We start from the raw sequence: 23,607 nt of genomic DNA on the forward strand, positions 1-23,607 counted from the left end.
CATAGACTTAACTTTGTTAGTAAGAGTTAAAAAAAATAATTTGAATTCTTATACCCCTAAAAAGATATTCCTGGCTCACAATATCTACCTCATACTTGCGGCGCTCTTTATAACCTCTTTGGTTGTATCTAATCTAATATTTCAAAAGTTCTTTATATGGGATTTCTTCGGCTTATACACCTTTGAGATCTCTGTAGGTATTCTACCCTATCCAATAACATTTCTTATTACAGATTTAATTAGTGAGATATACGGAAAAAGAAAAGCAAACCAAGTAGTTACCACAGGTATTTTTGCTTCCTTATTTTCGTTACTAATTATCTATGCAGCAGATTATGTTCCCGCCACAAGCTGGTCTCCTATTGGCAATCCACTTTTCTCAAGAGTATTTGGCGCTACGGCAATAGCAGTTGGCGCTTCTATGGCTGCCTATTTATTGGCGCAATATATAGATATCCAAATCTTTCATTTTTGGAAAAAACTCACCAAAGGGAAACACCTATGGCTCAGAAATAATTTTTCCACATTTCTTTCACAATTTGTAGACACCTTTGCGGTGCTATTTTTGTTATGTACCTTTAACAAAATAGACTGGCAGCTCTTTGGAGGACTTTTACTTAGCGGATTTCTGTTTAAAGTTCTTATAGCTGCCTGTGATACTCCATTTTTATATCTAGGAGTTTATTATATGCGCAAAAAATTTGATCTTAAACCTAACGACGAGTTGAATCTCGAAAATGTAACATATGAAGAAAGCATTTAAAATTATAGGAATTATACTCGCTATCTTGATCGTAGCATTGATAGCCGCACCCTTTATCTTTGAAGCTCAGCTAAAAGATCTGGTGAAATCTACTATCAATAAAAATGTAAATGCAGATGTTGAATTTAGCGATCTCAACTTATCTTTATTTAGAAGTTTTCCTGAAGCCACCTTGGTACTAAAAGATGTTTCCGTGATCAACAAAGCACCTTTCAAAGGAGATACTTTAGTAGTAAGCGAACAGATCTTATTAAAAATGTCTGTTAAAGAACTTTTTAAAGGAAGCGATGAGCCTAAAAAAGTTGATGAGCTATTGCTTAATAACACCTACCTCAACATTAAAGTAGACTCTTTAGGAAACAACAATTACGACATTGCTATAAAAGACCCTTCTGCTGCAGATACTTCATCTGCAAGTCCGTTTAAACTAGATTTAAAGCATTACGAGATCAATAATTCTAAACTGAAATATATCGACAAAAGCAATAATATCGCATTGCTAATGGAAAACTTAAATCACAGCGGTACGGGTGATTTTTCTTTGGCTCAATCTGAATTAGACACCAAAACAACATCGTTGGTTTCTTTTGATTTTGATGGTGTAAACTATTTAAATAAAAATAAAGTTGCTCTAGATGCTATCATCCAAATGGATCTAGAGAACATGAAATATACATTTTTGAAAAACCAGATGATGGTAAATCAATTACCATTAACCTTTGACGGTTTTGTAAAGGTAAATGATGATAATAATGAGATAGATCTCTCTTTTAAAACACCTTCCTCTTCTTTCAAAAATTTCTTGGCCGTGATTCCTGAAGTTTATGCTAAGAATATAGAAAATGTAGAAACAAGTGGAGACTTTATAGTTAGCGGAGACATCAAAGGTATTGTAGATAGTACCTATATTCCTCATTTAGATATTAAAATAAGCTCTAATAATGCTTCTTTTAAGTATCCAGATCTTCCAAAGAGCGTTCAAGACATCAATATAGATGCTGCAATTTTAAACACCACCGGAATTGCAGAAGAAACTTACATCACTTTTGATAATGTGACTTTCAGAATAGATCAAGATAAATTTTTTGCCAATGGAGATGTAAAAAACCTATTAGGGAATATGCTAGTGAATCTCAATATGAAAGGAACTATTAACCTTGCAAATCTTGAAAAAGCTTATCCATTAGAATTAGATCAAGATCTAAACGGAATTCTAACCGCAGATGTAAGCACTAGTTTTGATATGAACTCTATTGAAAAAGAACAATATCAAAATGTGAGTAGTAAAGGGATTGCTAGCATTAAGAATTTTAGCTACAAATCTCCAGAGATCCCTAATGAAGTAAAAATTTCCAGCGCCAATCTAATATTCAATCAAGGAAATGTAAAAGTTCCTGTATTGTATATGACCACAGGGAAGACCGATATCAATGCTTCCGGAAGTATTCAAAACTTTATGGGTTATCTATTCACAGATCAGCAGCTAAAAGGAAATTTTCAGTTAAGCTCAAATACATTTTCTGTAAATGATTTTATGGTCGCAGAAACCAAAGAAGTTTCGGAAGCTAAAAATGCAGACGGTACACCGGTAAAAACAAAAACGGTAGCCACAGGAAAAGAGTCTATAAAAGTTCCATCTTTCTTAGATACTGAAATAGATTTTGCCGTAACCACTTTGCTTTATGATGATCTTAATTTGAATAATGCAAAAGGGACCATTATTATTAAAGATGAAACGGCAACCATTAAGAATATGACTACCAATGTTTTTGATGGTTCTATAGCACTAAACGGTAATGTTTCTACTAAAAATGCAACTCCAACGTTCACAATGGATCTTGCTCTAAACGCAATAGATATTGCTAAATCTTTTAAAGGTCTCGATCTTTTACAAGGCTTAGCTCCTATAGCAACAGCCTTACAAGGAAAATTACAAACCAAAGTAAACTTAAAAGGGAACTTGAATGATGATCTTACACCACAGCTAAATACGTTGGCAGGACAAGCATTATCTGAGATCTTAACAGCTAAGGTAAATCCAGAAAATTTTGCACTCCTTTCTAAGTTAGATGAGCGATTAAAATTTATCAATTTGAAAGACATCAATTTAGATGATCTTAAAAGTAAATTAACCTTTAACAATGGTAATGTTGAAGTTGCTCCGTTCGATTTTAATGTAAAAGGAATTAAAGTTACCGTTGCCGGAAGTCATGGGTTCGATATGAATATGAATTACAATCTTAGTTTAGATGTTCCAGCAAAGATGTTAGGAAGCGAAATTGGAAATACTCTATCTAAGCTTAGTGCTACAGATCTCAATACAATGACGGTTGCGGTGCCAATTGGATTGACAGGAACTTTTCAAAGTCCGCAGATCAATTTAAATATGCAACAAGCGCTATCCAGTCTTACTCAAAAGATTGTAGCTGAGCAGAAAAAGGAATTAACTCAAAAAGGGGTGGATGCTTTAGGTAATATCTTGATGGGTAATAATAAGAATAATAAACCAACAACTACTGCAGATTCTACTCAGGTAACGCCCGCACAAACTAAAAAAGATTCATTGAAAACAGAACAGCAAACTCAGGTTAAAGACGCTGCTACCAATATTTTAAAAGGGATTTTTAATACGAAGAAGAAAAAAGACACTACCACAGTGCAATCTAATAAGTAGATAATACTTATTAGATTTACTTGTTAAGCTGAATATATTTCAGCTTCTTTCCTAATTTCAAAAAAGACCGATAACTTTACTACTTATCGGTCTTTTTTTTATGAGTCATTTAATGTCTACATCACATTCAGATCAACTACAAATCCTTCATGACCGCGAACATTAAAAACCGTCCCATCATGAAATAGTAAATATTGACCTTTAATGCCTTTTAAAATTCCTTCATAAAAAGGATTTTTTCCAAGATTCAGCGTTTTTACTTTTTTTGGAAATTCGATTACCGGAAAGTGAATTTCAGTCTCTTTATTATTTTCTATAAAATATTCTTTAGCTTCTTCTGGAATAAGATGCTTTATTTTTTCACGTTCTGCAACCAAGTCTACATCTTCAATATCATTGGTTAACATTTTACGCCAATTTGTTTTATCTGCCACATGGCCTTTTAGAGCAACCTCGGTAATTCCTGCCAAATATCGATTTGGAACTTCTACAATTTCAATAGCTTCATGCGCACCTTGATCTATCCATCTGGTTGGAATTTGAGTTTTCCTTGTCACTCCTACTTTTAAATTGCTAGAATTTGCCAAGTAAACAATGTGCGGCTTTAGCTGAACTTTCTTTTCATATTCTAGGTCTCTATCTTCTTCATCTAAATGCGCTTTGCTTAATTCTGGATTCATGATCCAATCTCCCGCCTGAGGAATAGATGTAAAACAATCATAACAAAAACCTTGTCTGAATATTTTTTTCTCCAAACCACAATTTAAACATTGATATCTTAAAAAATTAATACTGATCTTTTTATCCAGTATCTGATTGACGTTCAAGAAGTCTGACTCAAATATTAAATAATACTGAACGGTTTCTTTAAGTTCGGTGCTCATTTTTGTCAGCACCCCTTCATATCTCATATATTTTCTTTATTTTAACTGAAATGATTTTTTTTGCAAGCTTCAAAGTTTAGTTTAATTTTAGCCAGCCAATCACGCATCTTAACCTTGTTAAGTGCATAAATATAAAAAGAAAAAATGCCAATTCCGCTAGTCAATTCCATTGCTTCCTGGTTTCTAAAGAAGCGTATCCATCAAATGGAATTATTTATGAAATATCCTAACGAAGTTCAATCAGAACTTTTACGGAATCTTATAGCTACAGCAAAGAATACAGAAGTTGGCAAACGCTACGATTTTAGTAGTATTCATAATTATAAAACTTTTGCAGAGCGGATTCCTGTTAAAAAATACGAAGATTACGAAGCAGATATAGAACGAAGCCGAAAAGGTGAAACTAACATTTTCTGGCCTTCGCCAATTAAATGGTTCGCAAAGTCTAGTGGTACCACCAATGCTAAAAGTAAGTTTATTCCTGTAAGCGACGATTCTTTAGAAGATTGTCATTATGCTGCAGGAAAAGACCTTTTATGTATGTATCTCAACAATAATCCGCAGTCTCAACTCTTTACAGGAAAAAGTTTAAGACTTGGAGGAAGTAAGGAGATCTATAGAAATAATGGTACTTCTTATGGAGATCTATCTGCAATTTTGATAGATAATATGCCTTTTTGGGCAGAATTTAGCAGTACTCCCAGAAATGAAGTTTCTTTAATGAACGATTGGGAGATAAAAATGCAAGCTATTGTAAATGAAACCATCAACGAAAAGGTTTCAAGTTTAGCCGGTGTTCCTTCTTGGATGTTGGCCTTGCTGAATAATGTTTTAGAAACAACTAAAGCCACTAATCTATTTGAAGTTTGGCCAAATCTGGAAGTTTACTTTCATGGTGGTGTAAATTTTGAACCTTATACTCAGCAATATCAAAAACTGTTGCCAAGAGATAACTTCAGATATTATGAGATCTACAACGCATCTGAAGGATTTTTTGCTTGTCAGGATCAGAATAGCTCAAAAGAACTGCTGTTAATGTTAGATTACGGCATCTTCTATGAATTCATCCCAATGGATACTTATGGCTCTCAAGATGAGAAGATCATTCCGCTAAGCGAAGTTAGCACAGGAGTTAACTATGCCATTGTAATTACAACCAACGCAGGACTTTGGCGTTATAAGATAGGAGATACCGTTAGGTTTACTTCTACTAGCCCTTATAGAATAAAAGTTTCAGGAAGAACCAAACATCATATTAATGCTTTTGGAGAAGAACTAATCATTGAAAATGCAGAAATCGCACTTAAAAAAGCAGCAAATCTGAACAATTGCGAAATTGTAGACTATACTGCGGCTCCAATATTTATGGAGGGAAAAGAAAAAGGTGCACATGAGTGGATTATCGAATTCAAAACACCTCCCAACAATATGGAGCATTTTAAAATTGAATTGGATAAAGCATTGCAAGAGATCAATAGCGACTATGAGGCAAAGCGATATAACAACATGACCCTTAATCTACCAACTGTGCATCAGGCTCGAGAAAAGCTGTTTTATGATTGGTTAAAGAAACATGATAAAGTGGGTGGGCAGCATAAAATACCAAGACTTTCTAATTCTAGAACTTATGTTGAAGAATTACTAAGTATGTCTGGAAAGCAAACTTCAGAAGATATTTTAGAACTATAAATATTAGAGATCTATCTCCAAGCACTTATCTTAATACATTAAAAAAGAAAAAAAGATCCTATTTAAGGATCTTTTTTTCTTTTAAAATTAAAATGAATTGTTCTACAAAGCAGCATCTACCTCTGTAGGTTCGGTTACTTGTTTTCTATTACTATTATTAAATTTAAAGCTGATGGAAAGCTTTAAAACTTTATCATTATCAAACACTACGTTATCTGAAATAGGACTTTGATAAGCAAAATCGAACATAAACTGATTTAACTTCAACCCTGCTCCAACCGTGATATGATTTCTAAATCCTTTTTCCTTATTCTGAGTTACATACCCTGTTCTAAAAGAAAAATTGTCATTGAAACTCACTTCGGCACCTAAAGAAAGTATTACTTCTTTAAGCTCTTCAGAAAAACCATCTTGGGCATCTGTAAAAGAATTAAATATTCCTCCAATAGCACTATCGGTAGGTAGATTACGGTTATCATCTGTTGCAGGAACTAGAAACTTCATAGCTTCTGCATAGAAAGAAATGTAATCTGTTTTTGAACTTGCTACATGGTAACCACCTCCAATTTTTAAATAAGTAGGAAGCGGATAGTCATATCCAGTCTCGTCAGAATACTTCAATTTAGAACCTACATTTTTAAGGTTAAAACCTAAAGTCCATCTATTTTGGTGAAGATCAAAAGGAACAGAAGTATAATAACCAGCCACATCTACACTTACTGCCTGTCCGGTTTTTAAACTCACCATTGCATTCGCCTGATTGTCCGAAATATCAGATCTAATGTATCTTCCAGTTACAGACATACCAAATTTCTCATTCAATTTTAAGCTATAAGCACCTTCTAAGGCTAATTCGTTCGGAACAAAACTCCCTTTAGAAATGATCTCGCCACCCATTTCTTCTTCCATATCTACACTTCCAAAACTAAAATAAGTTAAGGAGGCACTAATGGCAGATCTATCATTCAACTTATTGAAATATCCTGCATTGGCATAGAAAATATCATCTGCATATCCAATAAATTTTGGGATATACGATAATCCAATTCCTTGTGCTCCTTCTTCCATAAAAAGAAATTTAGCCGGATTATGGAATTGTGAGAAAGCATCTGGCAAACTAGATACCCCAACTTCACCCATTCCTCCTGCACGTGCATCTGGAACAATTTGAAGAAATGGTGCCCCCGTAATTACGGGGCGCACTAGTTCTTGGCTTTCAGCTGAAATTCCAGCTAGTAAAACAGTTAGACTTACTAATATATTTTTAATGTTCATAGTGATTCAATTACAATACGATTATTTTTTTAAGATGTACTTTTCCTGTCTGGTCGGTAATTCTAACCAATAGTGTTCCTCTCATTGGAGCAACATCTATCATCATAGTTTGCTGTTTGTTCCCAGAGATGGTTTTGTATTTATTGGTTTCAGTTTCTAAAATCTGAACGCCATAGATCTGAGAATTTAACGGAGCGATCACTTTAGTCATTGTAGTTCCAGTTAAAATAGATGGCACTACGTGCATCTCTCCTTTAGCATCTGGCACATCTCTCTTCACAGTTACTAAAGCAGTAGCACTGCCAATGTTTCCTGCTGCATCTGTTCCGCTTAAAGTAACCAAATATTCTCCAGGCTCATTAAAAGTATCTTTATCTAGATTAAGAGTAACCTCACTACAATTATCACTGCTTCCAGCATCAATATCTTCCGGAGAAATCACTACCGGCTCATTTTGAAACATACTCACTGTAATATCTTTAGTATTCATTTCTGGCGTAGTAACATCTTTAACAGTAATCCACTGCTCTTGAGTAGACGTATTACCACTTGCATCGGTAAATTCCCATAAGATCATATACTCACCTGCATCAGAATAAGACAAAGCATCGTTTGTAATAGCAGTAATAACTCCACTGCAATTATCAGTAGCCGTTGGAACTTCTATATTCTCAATAGAACACTCTACTACTACATCAGATAATTCAGCTGCATCTGGTACCGGAGCAGTTTCATCTTTAATAGTAACTTTTTGAGTTTGAGTAGTCACATTTCCGCTTGCATCCTCAAAACTCCAAGTAATTGTAGTAAGTCCGCTAGCAGTGATAGGGAAAGTCACATTGTTTGTCACCTTCACTGCACCATTGCAATTATCTTTAGCGGTAGGAACTTGAACATCTGCTTGCTCTACACTACACTCTGCCGTGATATCTTCTAATATTGATATTGAAGGTACAGGCTTGATTTTATCTTCTACTGTTATTGTTGAAGTGGACGTAGCTACATTTCCGTTGTTATCGATAACGGTTAAAGTAGCCGTATTCTCTCCAACTTCATCACAGGTAAAGCTATTTGGCGAAACGCTCATCGAAGCAATTCCACAAGCATCAGAAGATCCGTTATCTACATCTGCTGCAGTAATTGCGACCTTTCCGGTTTCGTCTAATTGAACCGTGATGTTTTTAGCAACTGCAATAGCAGCAAATTTATCTTCTACGATTACTATTGAAGTTGTGGTAGATTCATTTCCGTTTTTGTCAATAACAGTTAAAGTAACTGTATTCCCTCCAACCTCCGCACAAGTGAAGCTGTTTGGCGAAACGCTCATTGAAGCAATTCCACATGCATCAGAAGATCCATTGTCTACATCTGCTGCAGTAATTGCAACTTTTCCAGTCTCATCTAACTGAACAGTGATATCTTTTGCAACAGCAACTGCAGCAACTATATCTTCTACGGTTACTGTTGAGGTAGTTGTAGCTACATTTCCGCTTTTGTCAATAACCGTTAAAGTAACCGTGTTCTCTCCAACCTCAGCACATGTGAAGCTATTTGGCGAAACGCTCATTGAAGCAATTCCACAAGCATCCGAAGAACCATTATCAACATCTGCTGCAGTAATTGCAACTTTTCCAGTCTCATCTAACTGAACAGTGATATCTTTTGCAACAGCAACTGCAGCAACTTTATCTTCAACGGTTACTGTTGACGTTGTTGTAGCTACATTTCCGTTAACATCGATAACAGTTAATGTAACAGTGTTTTCTCCAACCTCAGCACACGTGAAGCTATTTGGCGAAACGCTCATTGAAGCAATTCCACAAGCATCAGAAGAACCATTATCAACATCTGCTGCAGTAATTGCAACTTTTCCAGTCTCATCTAATTGAAGCGTAATGCTTTTTGCAACAGCAACTGCAGCAACTTTATCTTCTACGATTACTGTTGATGTTGTTGTAGTGACATTTCCGTTGTTGTCGATAACAGTTAAAGTAACTGTATTCTCTCCAACTTCAGCACATGTGAAGCTATTTGGTGAGATTCTCATTGAAGCAATTCCACAAGCATCAGAAGATCCATTATCTACATCTGCAGCAGTAATTACAACATTCCCAGTCTCATCTAACTGAACAGTGATATCTTTTGCAACAGCAACTGCAGCAACTATATCTTCTACGGTAACTATTGAGGTGGTTGCAGCTACATTTCCGTTAACATCACTAACAGTTAAAGTAACTGTGTTCTCTCCAACATTAGCACACGTGAAGCTGTTTGGCGAAACGCTCATCGAGGCAATTCCACAAGCATCAGAAGAACCATTATCAACATCTGCTGCAGTAATTGCAACATTTCCTGTTTCATCTAATTGAACCGTGATGTCTTTTGCAGCTGCTATTGCAGCAACGTTGTCTTCTACTGTTACTGTTGACGTTGTGGTAGCTACATTTCCGTTATTATCGATAACAGTTAAAGTAACTGTGTTCTCTCCAACTTCAGCACATGTGAAGCTATTTGGCGAAACGTTCATTGAAGCAATTCCACAAGCATCAGAAGATCCATTTTCTACATCTGCAGCAGTAATTGCAACGTTTCCAGTTTCATCTAATTCAACCGTGATGTCTTTCGCAACTGCTATTGCAGCAACTTTATCTTCTACTGTTACTGTTGACGTTGTGGTAGCTACATTTCCGTTATTATCGATAACAGTTAAAGTAACAGTGTTCTCTCCAACATTAGCACAAGTGAAGCTGTTTGGCGAAACGCTCATTGAAGCAATTCCACAAGCATCCGAAGATCCGTTATCAACATCGGCAGCAGTGATTGCAACATTTCCTGTTTCATCTAATTGAACCGTGATATCTTTTGCAATTGCTAATGCAGCAACTTTATCTTCTACTGTTACTGTTGAAGTAGTGGTAGATTCATTTCCATTTTTGTCAATAACAGTTAAAGTAACTGAGTTCTCTCCAACCTCAGCACAAGTGAAACTGTTTGGTGAAACGCTCATTGAAGCAATTCCACAAGCATCAGAAGATCCGTTATCAACATCTTCAGCAGTAATTGCAACATTTCCAGTATCATTTAATTGAACAGTGATATCTTTTGCAACTGCTATTGCAGCAACTTTATCTTCTACTGTTACTATAGCAGTTTCCGTCGAAACATTACCATTTACATCGGTTACAACCAACGTCACCGTATTATCACCAACTTCGCTGCACGTTAATGTTTGAGTGCTTTCTAAATTTTCATAACCTACTAAAACATATAGCCTTTTGTATGTACCGCTGCAAGGATCTCCAAATACTGCATTGGTAGCAGGAATTGTAAAGCTATTTTTTCCTAAGGCATACCCCTCTAGAATAGATTTTGAATTTGTTGCATTACAAGTTCCAATTTCATAATTCCCAGCAGTACCTGTAGGAGTTCCATAGCTTGCAAATTCTACTGAAGTTACCACCTTATCTTGAGGTAGTGTGATAGATAAATCTTGACCTTCGTTTACTTCTGCATAAAGAGAGTTATCTCCTCCAAAATTAAGTGAAGAAATTGAGCAATTATCGGTTGAATTATCATCAATCTGTGAAGGCTCTATCGTTACACTTCCCGTTTCATCTAATTCTACGGTTATGTTTTTTGTAACAGCTTTAGGGCTCTCATTATCTGTAACTATAACATCAAAACTATAAGTAGTTTTATTACCACTTGCGTCTGTTGCTTGAAAAGTATTTGTTGTAGCTCCTACCGGAAAAACACTTCCAGAAGCAAGACCAGCAGTTTGAGTTGCCATGGATACTTCTAAAATATATTTTCTGCTATTTGTAGCAAGCATATCATTCCACTTACCTCCTAAATACAATTCAGCGTAGTCTTCATTCCCACTATTATTAGGTTCGCCAGCGTACCAATTTGTATAGGTAACAGCTTGCCCATTTTCCCAAACATATTGACCTTCAACCTCTCTATCTGTAAGCCCGATCATCACATTATTCACAAGTACAACCTCAGCTAGAAATTGATTTTCAGAAGCATCATTTATTGCTACAACATAACCTCCATTAGATTTTGCATCTAAGAATGCACTTTCTGGATTGAACATCGAATTTGATAAATAATAGAACTTTCCGTTATATGATCCTAAAGCTGTGAAATTAGGCTTAACAGGCTGAGGAATCTCGCAATTATCTAAAGCAGTAATATCATAATCTACTACAGCACCACATATTGCAGTATCAGTATCAACCTCGATTTCTTCAATACTAGTTATCACAGGTGCTATATTATCTTCCACTTTTACCGTAGCAAAACAGCTAGATTTAGCTCCATCACTATCTGTGATAGTTAATTCTACTTGTTTTTCCCCAAGATCTGAACAAGTAAATGTGTCTTTATCCAGAGATAAGGTAAATCCTTCTTTCTCATCGCTAGAACCACCATCTACATCTTCTGCAGTAATAGTTACCTTTCCAGAATCATCCAATTGAGCTGTAAACGCTTTACAAACTGCTACCGGAGCTTCATTAATATTTTTAACTTTAGTATCTGTAACAGCAATCCCCTCATTTTCAGCTTCGTCGGTAAGTGTTACTGAAAGCGTAATAGTTCCGTCTTCCAATCTGCTAAGGTCTATTCCAGTAATCTGGTCTGTTGCAGTTGAAATTGTTCCTGAGCCAGAAACATCTGCACCTCCATTTTCACTACTAAAAGTATAATTGTAAGTAGTTCCAACTTCAGCAGCTGCAAATGTAAAACTTACCGCTGTTTCGTTAGTGTCATCTATATCAGCCTGATTTATACTTACCGTATAATCTTTAGGTGCTTCTACATCTTTCACAACAACATCAAAACTACACGTAGATTTGTTTCCTGAAGCATCGGTTACTTCAAATGTGTTGGTAGTAGTTCCTATAGGAAATTCACTTCCGCTTGAGAGACCAGCAGTTTGAGTTGCCATGGTTACTTCTAAAATATATTGTCTGATATCTGTTCCAAGCATATCATTCCACTTACCGCCTCCATATAATTCGGTGTAGTCTTCATTTCCACTATTATTAGGTTCGTTAGGATTCCAATTTGTATAGGTTAGAGCTTCTCCATTTTCCCAAACAAACTTACCTTCCACCTCTAAATCTGTAAGCCCAATCAATACATTATTTATACTTACAGCATCGTCTAGGAACTTGTTTTCAGCAGCATTATTAATAGAAACAATATTTCCACTATTTAGATCTGCATGAGTAAACGCATCTCCCGGTAAGAAGCTAGCATTAGATAAATAATAAAATTTACCTTCAAACGATCCTAAAGTCGTAAAATCTGCCTTTTCAGGTTGCGGAATTTCACAATTATCTGATACCAGCACGTTATATGTTGCAACAGCGCCATCTATACCTGGATCATTATCTAATTCCATATTTCCAGGACAGGTAATTGTTGGAGCAGTTTTATCTTCTACATTAACAACTACATCTATACTTGAATTGTTACCCTTTTCATCTGTCGCTATATATTGGATGGTATTAGCTCCAATATTTGAACAATCCAAATCTGTCTGGCTCAAACTATAAGTTACCGAACCACAATTATCTAAAGCAGTTATATTAAAATCTGATGCAGAAATACTTGCACTTCCATTTTCATCTAACTCAATAGTGATTTCAGTTTTAACTTCTGATTCTGCTGGTGAAAGATCACCTCTTACCCATACTCTATGGATAGTGCTATTATTAAAATTATTAGGATATCCATCAACTTCCCAACGTATTCCATCTCCTTTAATACCCCAATGAGCTTGAGCTTGTCTCCAAAAAGGAAAATTAGTCAGAGCTAAATCACCTTGATCACTATATACGTCGGGTGCATTTGCTGGAATAGTCGCAGAATGATTTCCAAGCAGTGTATAATTTACGGCATTATTAATACCTGCAAATGAACCTGTTCCTGTTTTTATATAATTTATTGCTGCAGGGTATTTAGAAGTAAAATTAACTATACCGCTAGTAGTAAGAGATGTTTGTCCATAAAAACGCACCTCTTCAAAATCTAAAGCTGCTGCTAGAGTATTACCAAAGTGACCCCAAGTTGAGCTAGCTGCTTCATTATCGCCAAGAGTAGAACTTCCCAATAAAGGTAGGTTTGAATTTCTAACATTTAGGTTTGGATTGGTTCCACCTTCATGCACATAATTCAAAATCATTAACCAACCTCCTCCGTCAGTTTCATTATCTAAGACTCCTTGAAAAGTACTATTGTTGAATTTAAAATAATAGGTTCCACTAGCAACCTTCCCAACCACTTCTGATTGTAAAGTAATAAAAGGATTATCTATAGAACCATCGCCATATAAATTGAAAGCTGGTGGTTCCAAATCAGAAACATTTACCTTAAAAGTCTGGGTCGTAGTATAATTATTAGGATATCCTGTATTATCTGTTGCTTTAACTGTAACAATTGTACTCCCAATAGGAAAACTGTATGAAGCAGGATCAATAGCAGATCCAGAGACTGAATAAATTACACTTGGATCACTATCACAATTATCTGTAATTGTTACATTACTGAATGATCCAGCTGAATATGTACAGCTTTTCTGATTTACAGAGACATCAAGATCATTTGCATTTACAATAGGTGCAGACTTATCATAAAAAGTTTGTGTAATAGAGTAACCGTATAATCCTGGACATTCTGGAGTCGTTTCTGAAGGTGGTGCTCCTACAAAGCTTATTGTTACGGTTTCATTACATTTACTTGGATAAAAATCATAATATACCCAATCGCCATAACCATTAGCACTTCCACATTGAAATCTATTATTTACAGCGCCTTGAACGTCTAGATTGGAAAAATCTGTATTATTATAATATCCAGAAGCTGCTATATTTTCCTGACCATTACCTTGATCTACTACGATGTAATAACTCATCATAGTATTTGCATTAACATCTCCATGCCAATGTTCTAACCAAAAGCGTATCGTACCATCATCACGGAGTTCCCAAAATGTTTGTACAGCATGCGCATAACTTGCTAAACTCATTAGCAAGAATGCTGTTAATAGTATTATTCTTTTCATATATAAATTAATTGATTGTATTAAGTTTTGTAGAATTAAAAACTATTTTGGAAGAAGATTGTATTTATTTAATAATTAATAGATCCTGATCGATTTTACCATCTACTTTAGCGAATTGAATATAGCTGTATATTACTTCTATAATTGCATGAAGAACTTTTGTTGTTGAAGATGACAAAAGTATTTTGGCAATGGAAGCCATTCCTGTGAGGCATAAGCGGATTAAAGAAATGAATTTTAAAAAGTAGTTTTGTTTCATAAAGATTGGATTATATATTCGGTAGTTTTAAAATATTAGTATTGAGAATGAAAAAAGCCTCTCATGAAAAGAAATCTTTTTCGAGTGGTTCTTTGCTTTATTAGACAAAACAACAGAAAACTTATTATTAATATCCATTGAGAAATAGGGACAAATTTTTAGATAAAATAAAGCCGAGATAGCCAAGTTATATCTTAGCTAATTTTCCTTTACACCAAGTGAACTGTTAAATTATTTAACGTTCTATTAAATAGTTGTTAATGAAATCCCAAAGATATCAGAATTAAACTATTAAGAAGAGGGGGAAAACACCCTTATAAATCGACTAAAAACAAAAATAATAGCTAAAACGCTCATAACTAACATTTTATCTTAAACTAGTTATGATTGAGAAATCGATAAAACGCAGATATAATCGTTAAAACACACGATTAAAAGCAAAAAAACCCGATAATCTTCTGATTATCGGGTTTTTAAATCTATTTTCAAATAGAAATTACAGTCTATTTATTATATCCGAAACGTTTTAACTGTTTAGAATCATTTCTCCAGTTCTTATTAACTTTTACATATAGCTCTAAATGCACTTGCTTCCCAAAGAATTTTTCCAAGTCTTTTCTTGCTTCTACCCCTACTCTTTTTAGTGCAGCTCCTTTATGACCGATGATAATCCCTTTTTGGGTCTCACGCTCAACCATAATTATACTTCGCATTCTGATAATCTCAGGATCTTCAAAAAATTCTTCGGTGTCGATTTCTACAGAATATGGAATTTCTTTTTTATAATGCATTAAGATCTTTTCACGAATGATCTCGTTTACAAAAAATCGTTCTGGCTTGTCTGTTAAGGTATCTTTTGGATAATATGCAGGAGATTCAGGAATAAGTTCTACTACTCTATTAAATACTTCTGAAACATTGAATCCCTGGAGTGCAGAAATAGGATAGATCTCTGCATTAGGTACTTTTTCTGTCCAGTATTGAACTTGTGATTCTAGTTGTTCCTGATTAGAAACATCTATCTTATTCAATAATAAAAGCACCGGAATTTTAGCATAGATGATCTTATTAAAAAACGCTTCATCTTTAAGAGCTTGTTCTCCAATCTCCACCATATAAACAAGCACATCGGCATCTTCAAAAGCAGATTTTACAAAATCCATCATAGATTGTTGCAAATCATACGCAGGTTTAATAATACCCGGAGTATCACTTAATATCACTTGAAAATCCTCCCCATTCACAATTCCTAAGATTCTGTGACGCGTAGTTTGCGCTTTTGAAGTAATAATAGATAGTCTTTCTCCAACAAAAGCATTCATCAAAGTAGATTTTCCTACGTTAGGGTTTCCAATAATATTTACAAATCCTGCCTTATGTGCCATAATAAATCATTTTTGCAAAGATATTTTATTTAGTATGGGCTTCCTAACTTTTTCTGATTTTCTCAAATTGAAAGATGCAGAACTTGATCCAATTGATTTTCATGTATTTGGAGAAGCAATAAGAATGTATCACAATGTTAATCAACAAATTAAACGCTTGCTTAGTGGTTTCAAAATAAAAATTCTATTTTTGCACGCTCTTATGAAACAGGCAAAGCATTTAATATCATCTCCCATTACCCCACCCTAAATGGGAGATGAAAACTTTTCTTTAATGTAGAGGCATTGCCACTACTCATCTTTTATCACTACACCCCCAATATTTTAATCAGAATTTTATGAAGCAGGTTATCAATTTATTTGATTTTTCTCAAAAGGTAAATTATAAGACCGAAGTTTTAGCAGGTTTAACGGTAGCTATGACCATGATCCCTGAGTCCTTATCGTTTGCTATTCTAGCAGGTTTCCCTCCATTAATGGGATTATATGCGTCTTTTATAGCTGGTTTAGTAACTGCCATTTTTGGAGGTAGACCAGGAATGATCTCTGGTGGAGCCGGTGCTACAGTTATAGTATTAATCGCCTTGATGAATTCAGACGGACTGGAGTATGTACTTGCCGCAGTGGCTTTAGCTGGAGTATTTCAATTATTAATAGGAATATTTAAACTAGGTAAATTTATACGGTTAGTTCCGCACCCTGTAATGTTCGGGTTTGTAAATGGACTGGCTATAATCATTTTTATGTCTCAATTAGAGCAATTTAAAACAGTTGTAAATGGAGATGTTACATGGTTGTCTGGAACTGCACTTTACATTATGGCAGGTTTAGTTGCCTTAACAATTGCTATAGTAGTGTTATTACCAAAAATTACCAAAGCGGTTCCATCTTCTTTAGTTGCTATTATAGTAGTGTTTGTTTTGGTTTATTTCTTAGGAATTGATACTAAAACGGTAAAAGATATCGCCTCTGTAAGTGGTGGATTTCCACCTTTTCATATTCCCAACATTCCATTGAACTGGGAAACATTGAAGTTGATAGCTCCGTACTCCATGATAATGGCTGCGGTAGGTTTAACTGAAGGCTTATTAACCTTAAACCTGGTTGATGAAATTACTGAAACTAAAGGAAATGGAAATAGAGAATGCATTGCTCAGGGAGGTTCTAACATTTTAAATGGTTTTTTCTTCGGAATGGGTGGTTGCCCAATGATCGCTCAAACCTTAGTAAACCTATCTGCAGGATCTAGAGCGCGTTTATCTGGAATTATCGCATCCCTAACCATACTGGTAATAATCTTATTTGGAGCACCGGTAATAGAAAAATTACCAATGGCTGCTTTGGTGGGAGTAATGATAATGGTTGCCATAGGTACTTTTGAGTGGGTAAGTTTAAAGATATTTAACAAGGTTCCTAAAAAGGATATTTTTTTGGTAATTATAGTAGCCGCCATAACTGTAATCTTACATAACCTGGCATTAGCTGTACTAGTAGGTGTAATACTTTCAGCATTGTTCTTTGCCTGGGAGAGTGCTAAAAGAATTAGAGCTAGAAAATTTATTGATAAAGATGGTGTGAAACATTACGAAATATACGGACCGTTATTTTTTGCCTCTACTACAAACTTTGCAGAGAAATTTGATGTAGCTGATGATCCAGATGTAATAATTATAGATTTTAAAGACAGTCGTGTTTCTGATATGTCTGCTATAGAAGCGCTAAATGTATTAACACAACGCTATCAAAAAGTGGGTAAAAAAGTTCATTTAAGACACCTTAGTAAAGACTGTAGAAGATTACTGAGCAATGCGAATGATATTATAGATGTAAATATCTTAGAAGATCCTACTTACAAAGTAGTTGTAGATGAAAATTAAATTAGCAAGGCCGTTCAATAAAGAATGGCCTTTTTAATTACTAGCCTTCAAGCCCCTTAGTCTAACTTTCTTTAAATCTTTTTTTAAGATATTTCTCAATATATAAATCTTAAGAACTCGAGTCTTTTCTTGTGGGCTTTCTAAATTCTTCAGCTATTAAATTCTCTTTAATTTTATAGATTTCTTTTCCAAATAATTGAAATTAGCTATTTGCACAAAGAATTATTGTACACTCTAACCATTGTAACTTAATTCGATCGATCGCGAGCATCAAATTAGATTCTTCAAAATTAGTGAATTGTATAGTAGCCCATTTTTTAGACACATCATTATGATAAAGTTGGTACTGATATAATTTTATCTTCTTAAATTTAAACCAACTAAGAATTATAGCTATGCCATATCGTATAAAAGGAGATAAAGAATTTGAACAAACGCTCTCTATTCAGAACAAAGTGATGAGAATCAATATGAATGAGAATATCTACGGAACCTTTGCTGAAATTGGCGCTGGACAAGAAACTGTTCGAAATTTTTTTAGAGTTGGAGATGCTTCAAGCACTATTGCAAAGACAATGAGTGCTTATGACAAGGATTTTAGCGATGCTATTTATGGTATTGAAGAAGATGGTAGGTATGTAACAGAAACTCGTCTTAAAAGCATGATGGCCTATGAAACCGGGCTAATTGAAGAACGAGTTTCTAGAGAGAAGCATCCAGATAAGCTTTTCTTTAGTTATGCTAACACCGTGGCCACCATAGATTTTGCAAAAAAATATAAAGGTCATGGCTGGCTAGGAATTAGATTTCAAACCAAACCCAAAGAAGAATATAGTGAGATAATCATCCATATACAATTTCACGAGACCAATGCTGCCTTACAACAGATTACCTTGGGAACTATGGGAGTCAATCTTATTTATGGTGCTTACTATTTTCATGACAATCCAAAAGAATTGCTGCTTCATCTTTATGATCATATATCCAAAGACAGAATAGAAATAGACACTATTAATTTTACAGGACCTGTTTTTGAAGAAGTAGACAACAGACTTATGAGTTTGGTTCTCGTAAAAAATGGGATGACAGATGCGGTAATGTTCGCTCCAGATGGCACCAATATTCTACCCGCCAATGCCCTTTATAAAAAGAACATCCTTACACTTAGAGGTAGTTTTAGACCTGTGACTAAAGTGAACATGAGCATGTACGAGAAATCATTAAAGATGTTTCTCAATGAAAAGAAGGTGGAAGAAGAAAATACCATCGTTATTTTTGAGATTACCCTCTCAAATCTTAGAGCTGAAGGGGAGATAGATGAAAAAGATTTTATGGATAGAGCCATTTTATTATGCTCTTTGGGTCAAACCGTGATGATCTCTAATTTTCAGGAATATTATAAAGTGGTAGAATACTTTGCACAATATACCAAAGAACGAATGGGATTAACCATGGGGGTGAAAACCTTTCTCGATATTTTTGATGATAGCTACTATAGACAGTTAAGCGGTGGAATTCTAGAGGCGTTTGGTAAATTGTTCTTTAAAAGCTTGAAGATCTACCTGTATCCTCTTAAAGATAAAGAAACAGGAGAGATCACTACGAGTGAAAATTTAAAACTTCACCCTAGAATGAAGGAGCTTTATAAATATTTCAAACAGAACGGAAGGGTGGTAGATATTGTAGATTATGACCCAGAAACTTTAGATATAGACGCTCGCGAAGTGTATCATAAAATTATAAACGGAGAAGCTGGATGGGAAGATAAATTACCTCAAAATACAGCTCAATTAATACAAGATAGACATCTGTTTCAGGAAAAAAGCGATCTGTAAATTATATTTCAGTTAAAAAAAAATTTTAAAGCAAACGCACAAATTATCAATCAATTGGCTAATATTCTGGAATATGATTTTAATCATTATTTCAGAATATTCTTCCTCGTATCTTTATTTTAAAATAAAGATGATGCGAAAAATATTGATCCCTGTAGATTTCTCTAATATCTCTAAGAATGCTGTGAAATATGCAGTTGAGATTGGAAAACGCTTAAATGCAGAACTCGTTCTTATACATCTTATTTCCACTCCAATTTCATGGAAAGAAATTTCTCTAAAGAATGAAGATCTTTACCCTGAAGTAAGATCACAACTAAATTCTGCAAAAGATACATTGAATAGAATGGTAATGGATATTACCAAGAGTGGTATAGATGCCAGCTACTCTCTTATTTATGATTCTGAAATTGGAGAATTGCACAAATATATAAATGCAGATATCTATCAACTAATTGTGATGGGTACTAACGGGGAAGTGGGAATGGAACAAATTTTTGGGTCCAACACTTTCAATACCCTTAAGCATTCTAGCATTCCTGTATTAGCGGTAAGAGAAAATAATGATTGTAGATTGCTGAATGAAATTATTATTGCTTCAGATTTTCAAGAAGATAGTAAACCCACTTTTGACCTATTATTTAAATTTGCACTGTCTATAAAACTTAGAGTAAAACTTCTCTATATAAACGTTCCTTATAACTTTAAAGAAACTCCGGAGATAGAATTATCTATTCAAAAATTTATGGAAGATAAAGTTGTAGATAGGGTAGAAACTTTTATTGTTGATGCTTTAAATGAGAAACGTGGAATTGCAATATATCTAGCTAAGGAAAAGCCAGATCTAATTGCTACAATAACCCATGGAAGATCTGTAATTAATAATCTCTTTAGCCCTAGTATTACGGAAAGCTTGCTAAGTACCTTTAACTATCCGGTTCTTAGTATTAACATGAATCCTAAATCTTAGGTTTCTATAATTAATTTCAATTATTAAAATAGGCGCTACTAAAACTCTGAATTATACCTAAAATATTTTGCTAATGTCTCATTCCTACGCAGGCGCATCTAGTTTTGTGATTTCCACTAATGCAGAACCTTTTACAAGAATGTCTAAATAAAAATGTACCTCATCCATAGTAAGATTTGAAACTCTTAACGTACTTAGTGCCCCTAACAAATATATTCCATCTCGTGCCTCTAACTTGTTTCTTAATTTTTCATTAAGCTCTAAAAGTTGCTTTTCTATTAACGGCTGAATTTTAAAATTCATTTTACTCTTAACTTTAGAGTACAATACGTTATTAGCAACTGTTTGAATAAATTTATCTACTAACCAATTGTCTGTTTCCCCATCAATCTTATAATCCTGAATAAACATTTGTTGCTCTTCTTCAGAAAATCCAAGAGATAAGTAAACTCTAAGATCTAATTCTTTATTTTTAAAAAATGTAGTAAGCGTTCTTAATTTAAGATCTAACGCCAGGTCAAAATTTGGGTCTTCACTCTTACTTAAATGAATATCTAATACCTCTGCATAATGAGTAACCTCCCCATCTTTTTCAGACTTGATATTTTCACCGATCATTTTAGTTTGAATAAGCTTTTCTACAGCTTTGGCTTCTATTCTAATTGGTAATTTAATTTCAATATTATCGTCAAAAGAATTTTCCATGGTTTGGGTTTGAGTTTTAAACAGCTTTTAAAATTACAGTTTTAAAACTGAAATAAAATAACTGCATAATTAGATTGGCTAATTATTAACAGAAATACGCGCACTCATACAGTAATTAGAATCCTTTAAAACCTCCATTTACATCTATAACTTTAATGTAGAGATTTACTACCCCTCTCCTAGTTATAATTCTCATGCAAGAGATAATACCTGCATCTCTATTAATTTTCAAATCTACCCCCATCTATCTAAGAAATTAAGAACTTTTCACTTAGCACACTCGCTGAGTCATCTTTATTACGTCCATTTAGCGTTGTTGATAATACTAAAAGGATCAGACTCAATTTAAATAGATTTTTCATGATTCCGTTATTTTATTAAAGACAAGGGTACCATAAGCAAGACTGAAATTGAAGTATAAAAATCTCATTTTATTCTAATTATATGTTATTTATAAAATCTTTGAAACTATTTCTATTAGTAAATAGGTAGCAAATCACTGCCGCTTAAGCTTATTAAATCATCTCTAAATGTATATAAAACTTTACTTTTTGTAAAAACTACTTGTCTATTTAAAATATTGAACTACATTTGTAAAACAAACTTTACAAAACATATATTATGAAACAAGAAGAAACATCAATTCGAGACTGTTCTAAAAAAGGTATTCCGCAACTGGCCATTTGGACCTTTGCTTGGGTAGCATCTATGGCACTGGCTAGTTTAGGACCGTTATTTTTATGGGAGGATAATTCTATCTTAACACTTCTGGCTATCGGTTTAAATGTAATACTGGGAATAGTAATGATCTTAGTAAACAGAAATTATTTTGAGCATTTAGATGAATTGCAGCGTAAAATTCAGCTAGAAGCAATGGCAATAACATTAGGGTTGGCGGTAGTCTTAGGTTTGGCTTATTCCTTATTAGATCAATCTAACATCATTAACTATGATGCAGACATCTCTCATCTTGTGATCCTTATTGGAATTACATACCTAGTAGCAACCTTTCTTGGAACTAGAAGATATCAATGAAAAATTGCATAAAAATACTTCGAGCAGAATATAACTTTACACAAGCAGATCTCGCTGATAAAGTGCAGGTATCCAGGCAAACCATTAATGCCATAGAAAAAGGGAAATTTGACCCAAGTTTACCGTTGGCCTTTAAGATCTCAAATCTTTTTAAAAAGTCTATAGAAGAGATATTTCAAATGGAATGATAAATAGCATAAAATACAATTATTAGATCTTAGGGATGGTTCTATACTAAAATTAATGAATAGTTAAGAAAGAACAATTCCTATTTAGTTTACTTAAAAACTTAATCTTCCACCAATTCCATTACCGGTAAATGTTAAGGTAAGTGATGTTCTACTAGCGCTATCATTAAATTTTTCGTTGTATTTTCTATCCAAATAGAAATCTATAGCTTCAACCACAAAATAGCTCATAGCCCAACTCAAAATAACATCACTTGCCCAGTGAGCATCTGCATAGATCCTAGAAATTCCGGGAACTAATCCTACAGCATAGATACCGGCTTTTACATATGGATTTTTAAATTGTTTAGCAATAACATGAGCATTGGTAAAAGTTAATACTCCATGTCCCGATGGAAAAGATCTGTAGTCTGCACTTCCTCCAAAAGGTTTAAAATGATTTTTACCGTAACCTGTTTTTGGTCGAGCTCTACCTACGGCAGATTTGGAAACTTGCTGAATAAAACCTGTGGCAGTTGCAGAAGAGATTAACAAAACACCCATTCTTCGCCACTTCTCATTTCTAGTAAACAGCCCGGTAAGATATACCGCACCTGTGAAACCGTAATTATTTTGAGGACTACCTGCATACCAGCCATAATCTAAAAGAACATCTGGTACCTCATCTTTATGATTTTGAGCTTCTCGCTGAATGTTGTCATCAAAAATATACATAAGCCCCGTTCCAGCTGCAACCCCTCCCAACTTTACAAAATCATCCCCATTCCAATGCAAAGGTCTTGTAAAAGCAAAACCAGCACCCTGAAAAACATTCCCCATGTCATACGTGAAATCTTGCCATAAGGTAGCATCAGAACGATCTGGAAGAAAATTGTCATTTTGGGCAATAGCCAAATTACTTAAAAAAAGAAGAGATAAAAATAGAAGCTTTCTCATAATGATGGTGTAGGGATTCTACAATAAATTTAATAGCTAAACTGCTTTTTTAAAACT

16 protein-coding genes are annotated in these 23,607 nt (G+C 34.4%); 9 read left to right on the plus strand and 7 right to left on the minus strand.

Features of this window, described 5'->3' with window-relative positions; all coding sequences use genetic code 11:
* Positions 1 to 40 precede the first annotated feature (40 nt).
* Positions 41 to 763, plus strand: a complete 723-nt coding sequence (locus tag BLT84_RS00725; protein WP_091267906.1) for a queuosine precursor transporter — start codon at positions 41 to 43, stop codon at positions 761 to 763.
* Entirely contained in the window at positions 747 to 3,437 is a 2,691-nt protein-coding gene (locus tag BLT84_RS00730; protein ID WP_091262174.1) for an AsmA-like C-terminal region-containing protein, read from the plus strand. Before BLT84_RS00725 ends, BLT84_RS00730 begins: the two co-directional genes overlap by 17 nt.
* Before the next feature lie 116 nt (positions 3,438 to 3,553).
* Here the strand turns inward: BLT84_RS00730 and BLT84_RS00735 are convergent, their stop codons facing one another.
* The gene (locus tag BLT84_RS00735) at positions 3,554 to 4,348 is read right to left on the minus strand and encodes a DUF2797 domain-containing protein (protein WP_091262175.1); all 795 of its coding nucleotides are present in this window, start codon (positions 4,346 to 4,348) and stop codon (positions 3,554 to 3,556) included.
* A gap of 117 nt (positions 4,349 to 4,465) precedes the next feature.
* On the opposite strand from BLT84_RS00735, the gene BLT84_RS00740 reads away from it, so the two are divergent.
* Positions 4,466 to 6,010, plus strand: a complete 1,545-nt coding sequence (locus tag BLT84_RS00740; RefSeq protein ID WP_091262177.1) for a GH3 auxin-responsive promoter family protein — start codon at positions 4,466 to 4,468, stop codon at positions 6,008 to 6,010.
* A gap of 102 nt (positions 6,011 to 6,112) precedes the next feature.
* Here the strand turns inward: BLT84_RS00740 and porV are convergent, their stop codons facing one another.
* The 3 genes from porV to era all read right to left on the minus strand — a co-directional run bounded on the left by porV (position 6,113) and on the right by era (position 16,004).
* A complete protein-coding gene (gene porV / locus BLT84_RS00745; RefSeq protein ID WP_091262179.1) occupies positions 6,113 to 7,285 on the minus strand; it encodes a type IX secretion system outer membrane channel protein PorV in 1,173 nt (390 codons plus the stop codon).
* Between the two features lie 10 nt (positions 7,286 to 7,295).
* Positions 7,296 to 14,360 (minus strand): HYR domain-containing protein, encoded by a 7,065-nt coding sequence (locus BLT84_RS00750; protein ID WP_091262180.1) that lies wholly within the window; start codon positions 14,358 to 14,360, stop codon positions 7,296 to 7,298.
* A gap of 762 nt (positions 14,361 to 15,122) precedes the next feature.
* Positions 15,123 to 16,004 (minus strand): GTPase Era, encoded by an 882-nt coding sequence (era, locus tag BLT84_RS00755; protein ID WP_091262182.1) that lies wholly within the window; start codon positions 16,002 to 16,004, stop codon positions 15,123 to 15,125.
* 67 nt (positions 16,005 to 16,071) lie between these two features.
* Here era and BLT84_RS00760 point away from each other — a divergent pair, with 67 nt between their 5' ends.
* From BLT84_RS00760 to BLT84_RS00775, 4 genes are all read left to right on the plus strand, one after another.
* Positions 16,072 to 16,254, plus strand: coding sequence for a hypothetical protein (locus tag BLT84_RS00760; RefSeq protein ID WP_157717875.1), 183 nt, complete (start codon positions 16,072 to 16,074; stop codon positions 16,252 to 16,254).
* A gap of 88 nt (positions 16,255 to 16,342) precedes the next feature.
* Positions 16,343 to 17,881 carry a SulP family inorganic anion transporter gene (locus BLT84_RS00765; protein WP_091262185.1) on the plus strand — a complete coding sequence of 513 codons (1,539 nt, stop codon included), beginning with the start codon at positions 16,343 to 16,345 and terminating at the stop codon, positions 17,879 to 17,881.
* Between the two features lie 395 nt (positions 17,882 to 18,276).
* Positions 18,277 to 19,716 (plus strand): hypothetical protein, encoded by a 1,440-nt coding sequence (locus BLT84_RS00770; protein WP_034888911.1) that lies wholly within the window; start codon positions 18,277 to 18,279, stop codon positions 19,714 to 19,716.
* Positions 19,717 to 19,789: 73 nt separating this feature from the next.
* Complete coding sequence (locus BLT84_RS00775) at positions 19,790 to 20,686, plus strand: universal stress protein (RefSeq protein WP_091262187.1); 897 nt, start codon at positions 19,790 to 19,792, stop codon at positions 20,684 to 20,686.
* Positions 20,687 to 20,770: 84 nt separating this feature from the next.
* Here the strand turns inward: BLT84_RS00775 and BLT84_RS00780 are convergent, their stop codons facing one another.
* Positions 20,771 to 21,391, minus strand: coding sequence for a DUF4403 family protein (locus BLT84_RS00780; RefSeq protein WP_034888907.1), 621 nt, complete (start codon positions 21,389 to 21,391; stop codon positions 20,771 to 20,773).
* A 115-nt stretch (positions 21,392 to 21,506) separates the two neighbouring features.
* Positions 21,507 to 21,635 (minus strand): hypothetical protein, encoded by a 129-nt coding sequence (locus tag BLT84_RS16285; protein WP_262490137.1) that lies wholly within the window; start codon positions 21,633 to 21,635, stop codon positions 21,507 to 21,509.
* 377 nt (positions 21,636 to 22,012) lie between these two features.
* Between BLT84_RS16285 and BLT84_RS00785 the strand changes: the two genes are divergently transcribed.
* Both BLT84_RS00785 and BLT84_RS00790 read left to right on the plus strand, forming a co-directional pair.
* Positions 22,013 to 22,426: a hypothetical protein gene (locus BLT84_RS00785; protein ID WP_051931174.1), complete on the plus strand. Its 414-nt coding sequence runs from the start codon at positions 22,013 to 22,015 to the stop codon at positions 22,424 to 22,426.
* Positions 22,423 to 22,614: a helix-turn-helix transcriptional regulator gene (locus BLT84_RS00790; RefSeq protein WP_034888905.1), complete on the plus strand. Its 192-nt coding sequence runs from the start codon at positions 22,423 to 22,425 to the stop codon at positions 22,612 to 22,614. The genes BLT84_RS00785 and BLT84_RS00790 overlap by 4 nt, the downstream gene beginning before the upstream one ends.
* Positions 22,615 to 22,707: 93 nt before the next feature.
* On the opposite strand, the gene BLT84_RS00795 is transcribed toward BLT84_RS00790, so the two are convergent.
* A complete protein-coding gene (locus BLT84_RS00795) occupies positions 22,708 to 23,550 on the minus strand; it encodes a phosphatase PAP2 family protein (protein ID WP_034888903.1) in 843 nt (280 codons plus the stop codon).
* Positions 23,551 to 23,607: the final 57 nt, after the last annotated feature.

It is taken from the genome of Gillisia sp. Hel1_33_143 (assembly GCF_900104765.1).
Taxonomy (GTDB): domain Bacteria; phylum Bacteroidota; class Bacteroidia; order Flavobacteriales; family Flavobacteriaceae; genus Gillisia.

Coding starts and splice junctions, on each gene's coding strand:
- era (WP_091262182.1), bottom strand. CDS start 16,004: ATGGCACATAAGGCAGGATTTGTAAATATTATTGGAAACCCTAACGTA.
- porV (WP_091262179.1), bottom strand. CDS start 7,285: ATGAACATTAAAAATATATTAGTAAGTCTAACTGTTTTACTAGCTGGA.
- BLT84_RS00735 (WP_091262175.1), bottom strand. CDS start 4,348: ATGAGATATGAAGGGGTGCTGACAAAAATGAGCACCGAACTTAAAGAA.
- BLT84_RS00730 (WP_091262174.1), top strand. CDS start 747: ATGAAGAAAGCATTTAAAATTATAGGAATTATACTCGCTATCTTGATC.
- BLT84_RS00750 (WP_091262180.1), bottom strand. CDS start 14,360: ATGAAAAGAATAATACTATTAACAGCATTCTTGCTAATGAGTTTAGCA.
- BLT84_RS00765 (WP_091262185.1), top strand. CDS start 16,343: ATGAAGCAGGTTATCAATTTATTTGATTTTTCTCAAAAGGTAAATTAT.
- BLT84_RS00795 (WP_034888903.1), bottom strand. CDS start 23,550: ATGAGAAAGCTTCTATTTTTATCTCTTCTTTTTTTAAGTAATTTGGCT.
- BLT84_RS00770 (WP_034888911.1), top strand. CDS start 18,277: ATGCCATATCGTATAAAAGGAGATAAAGAATTTGAACAAACGCTCTCT.
- BLT84_RS00780 (WP_034888907.1), bottom strand. CDS start 21,391: ATGGAAAATTCTTTTGACGATAATATTGAAATTAAATTACCAATTAGA.
- BLT84_RS00740 (WP_091262177.1), top strand. CDS start 4,466: ATGCCAATTCCGCTAGTCAATTCCATTGCTTCCTGGTTTCTAAAGAAG.
- BLT84_RS00790 (WP_034888905.1), top strand. CDS start 22,423: ATGAAAAATTGCATAAAAATACTTCGAGCAGAATATAACTTTACACAA.
- BLT84_RS00785 (WP_051931174.1), top strand. CDS start 22,013: ATGAAACAAGAAGAAACATCAATTCGAGACTGTTCTAAAAAAGGTATT.
- BLT84_RS16285 (WP_262490137.1), bottom strand. CDS start 21,635: ATGGGGGTAGATTTGAAAATTAATAGAGATGCAGGTATTATCTCTTGC.
- BLT84_RS00775 (WP_091262187.1), top strand. CDS start 19,790: ATGATTTTAATCATTATTTCAGAATATTCTTCCTCGTATCTTTATTTT.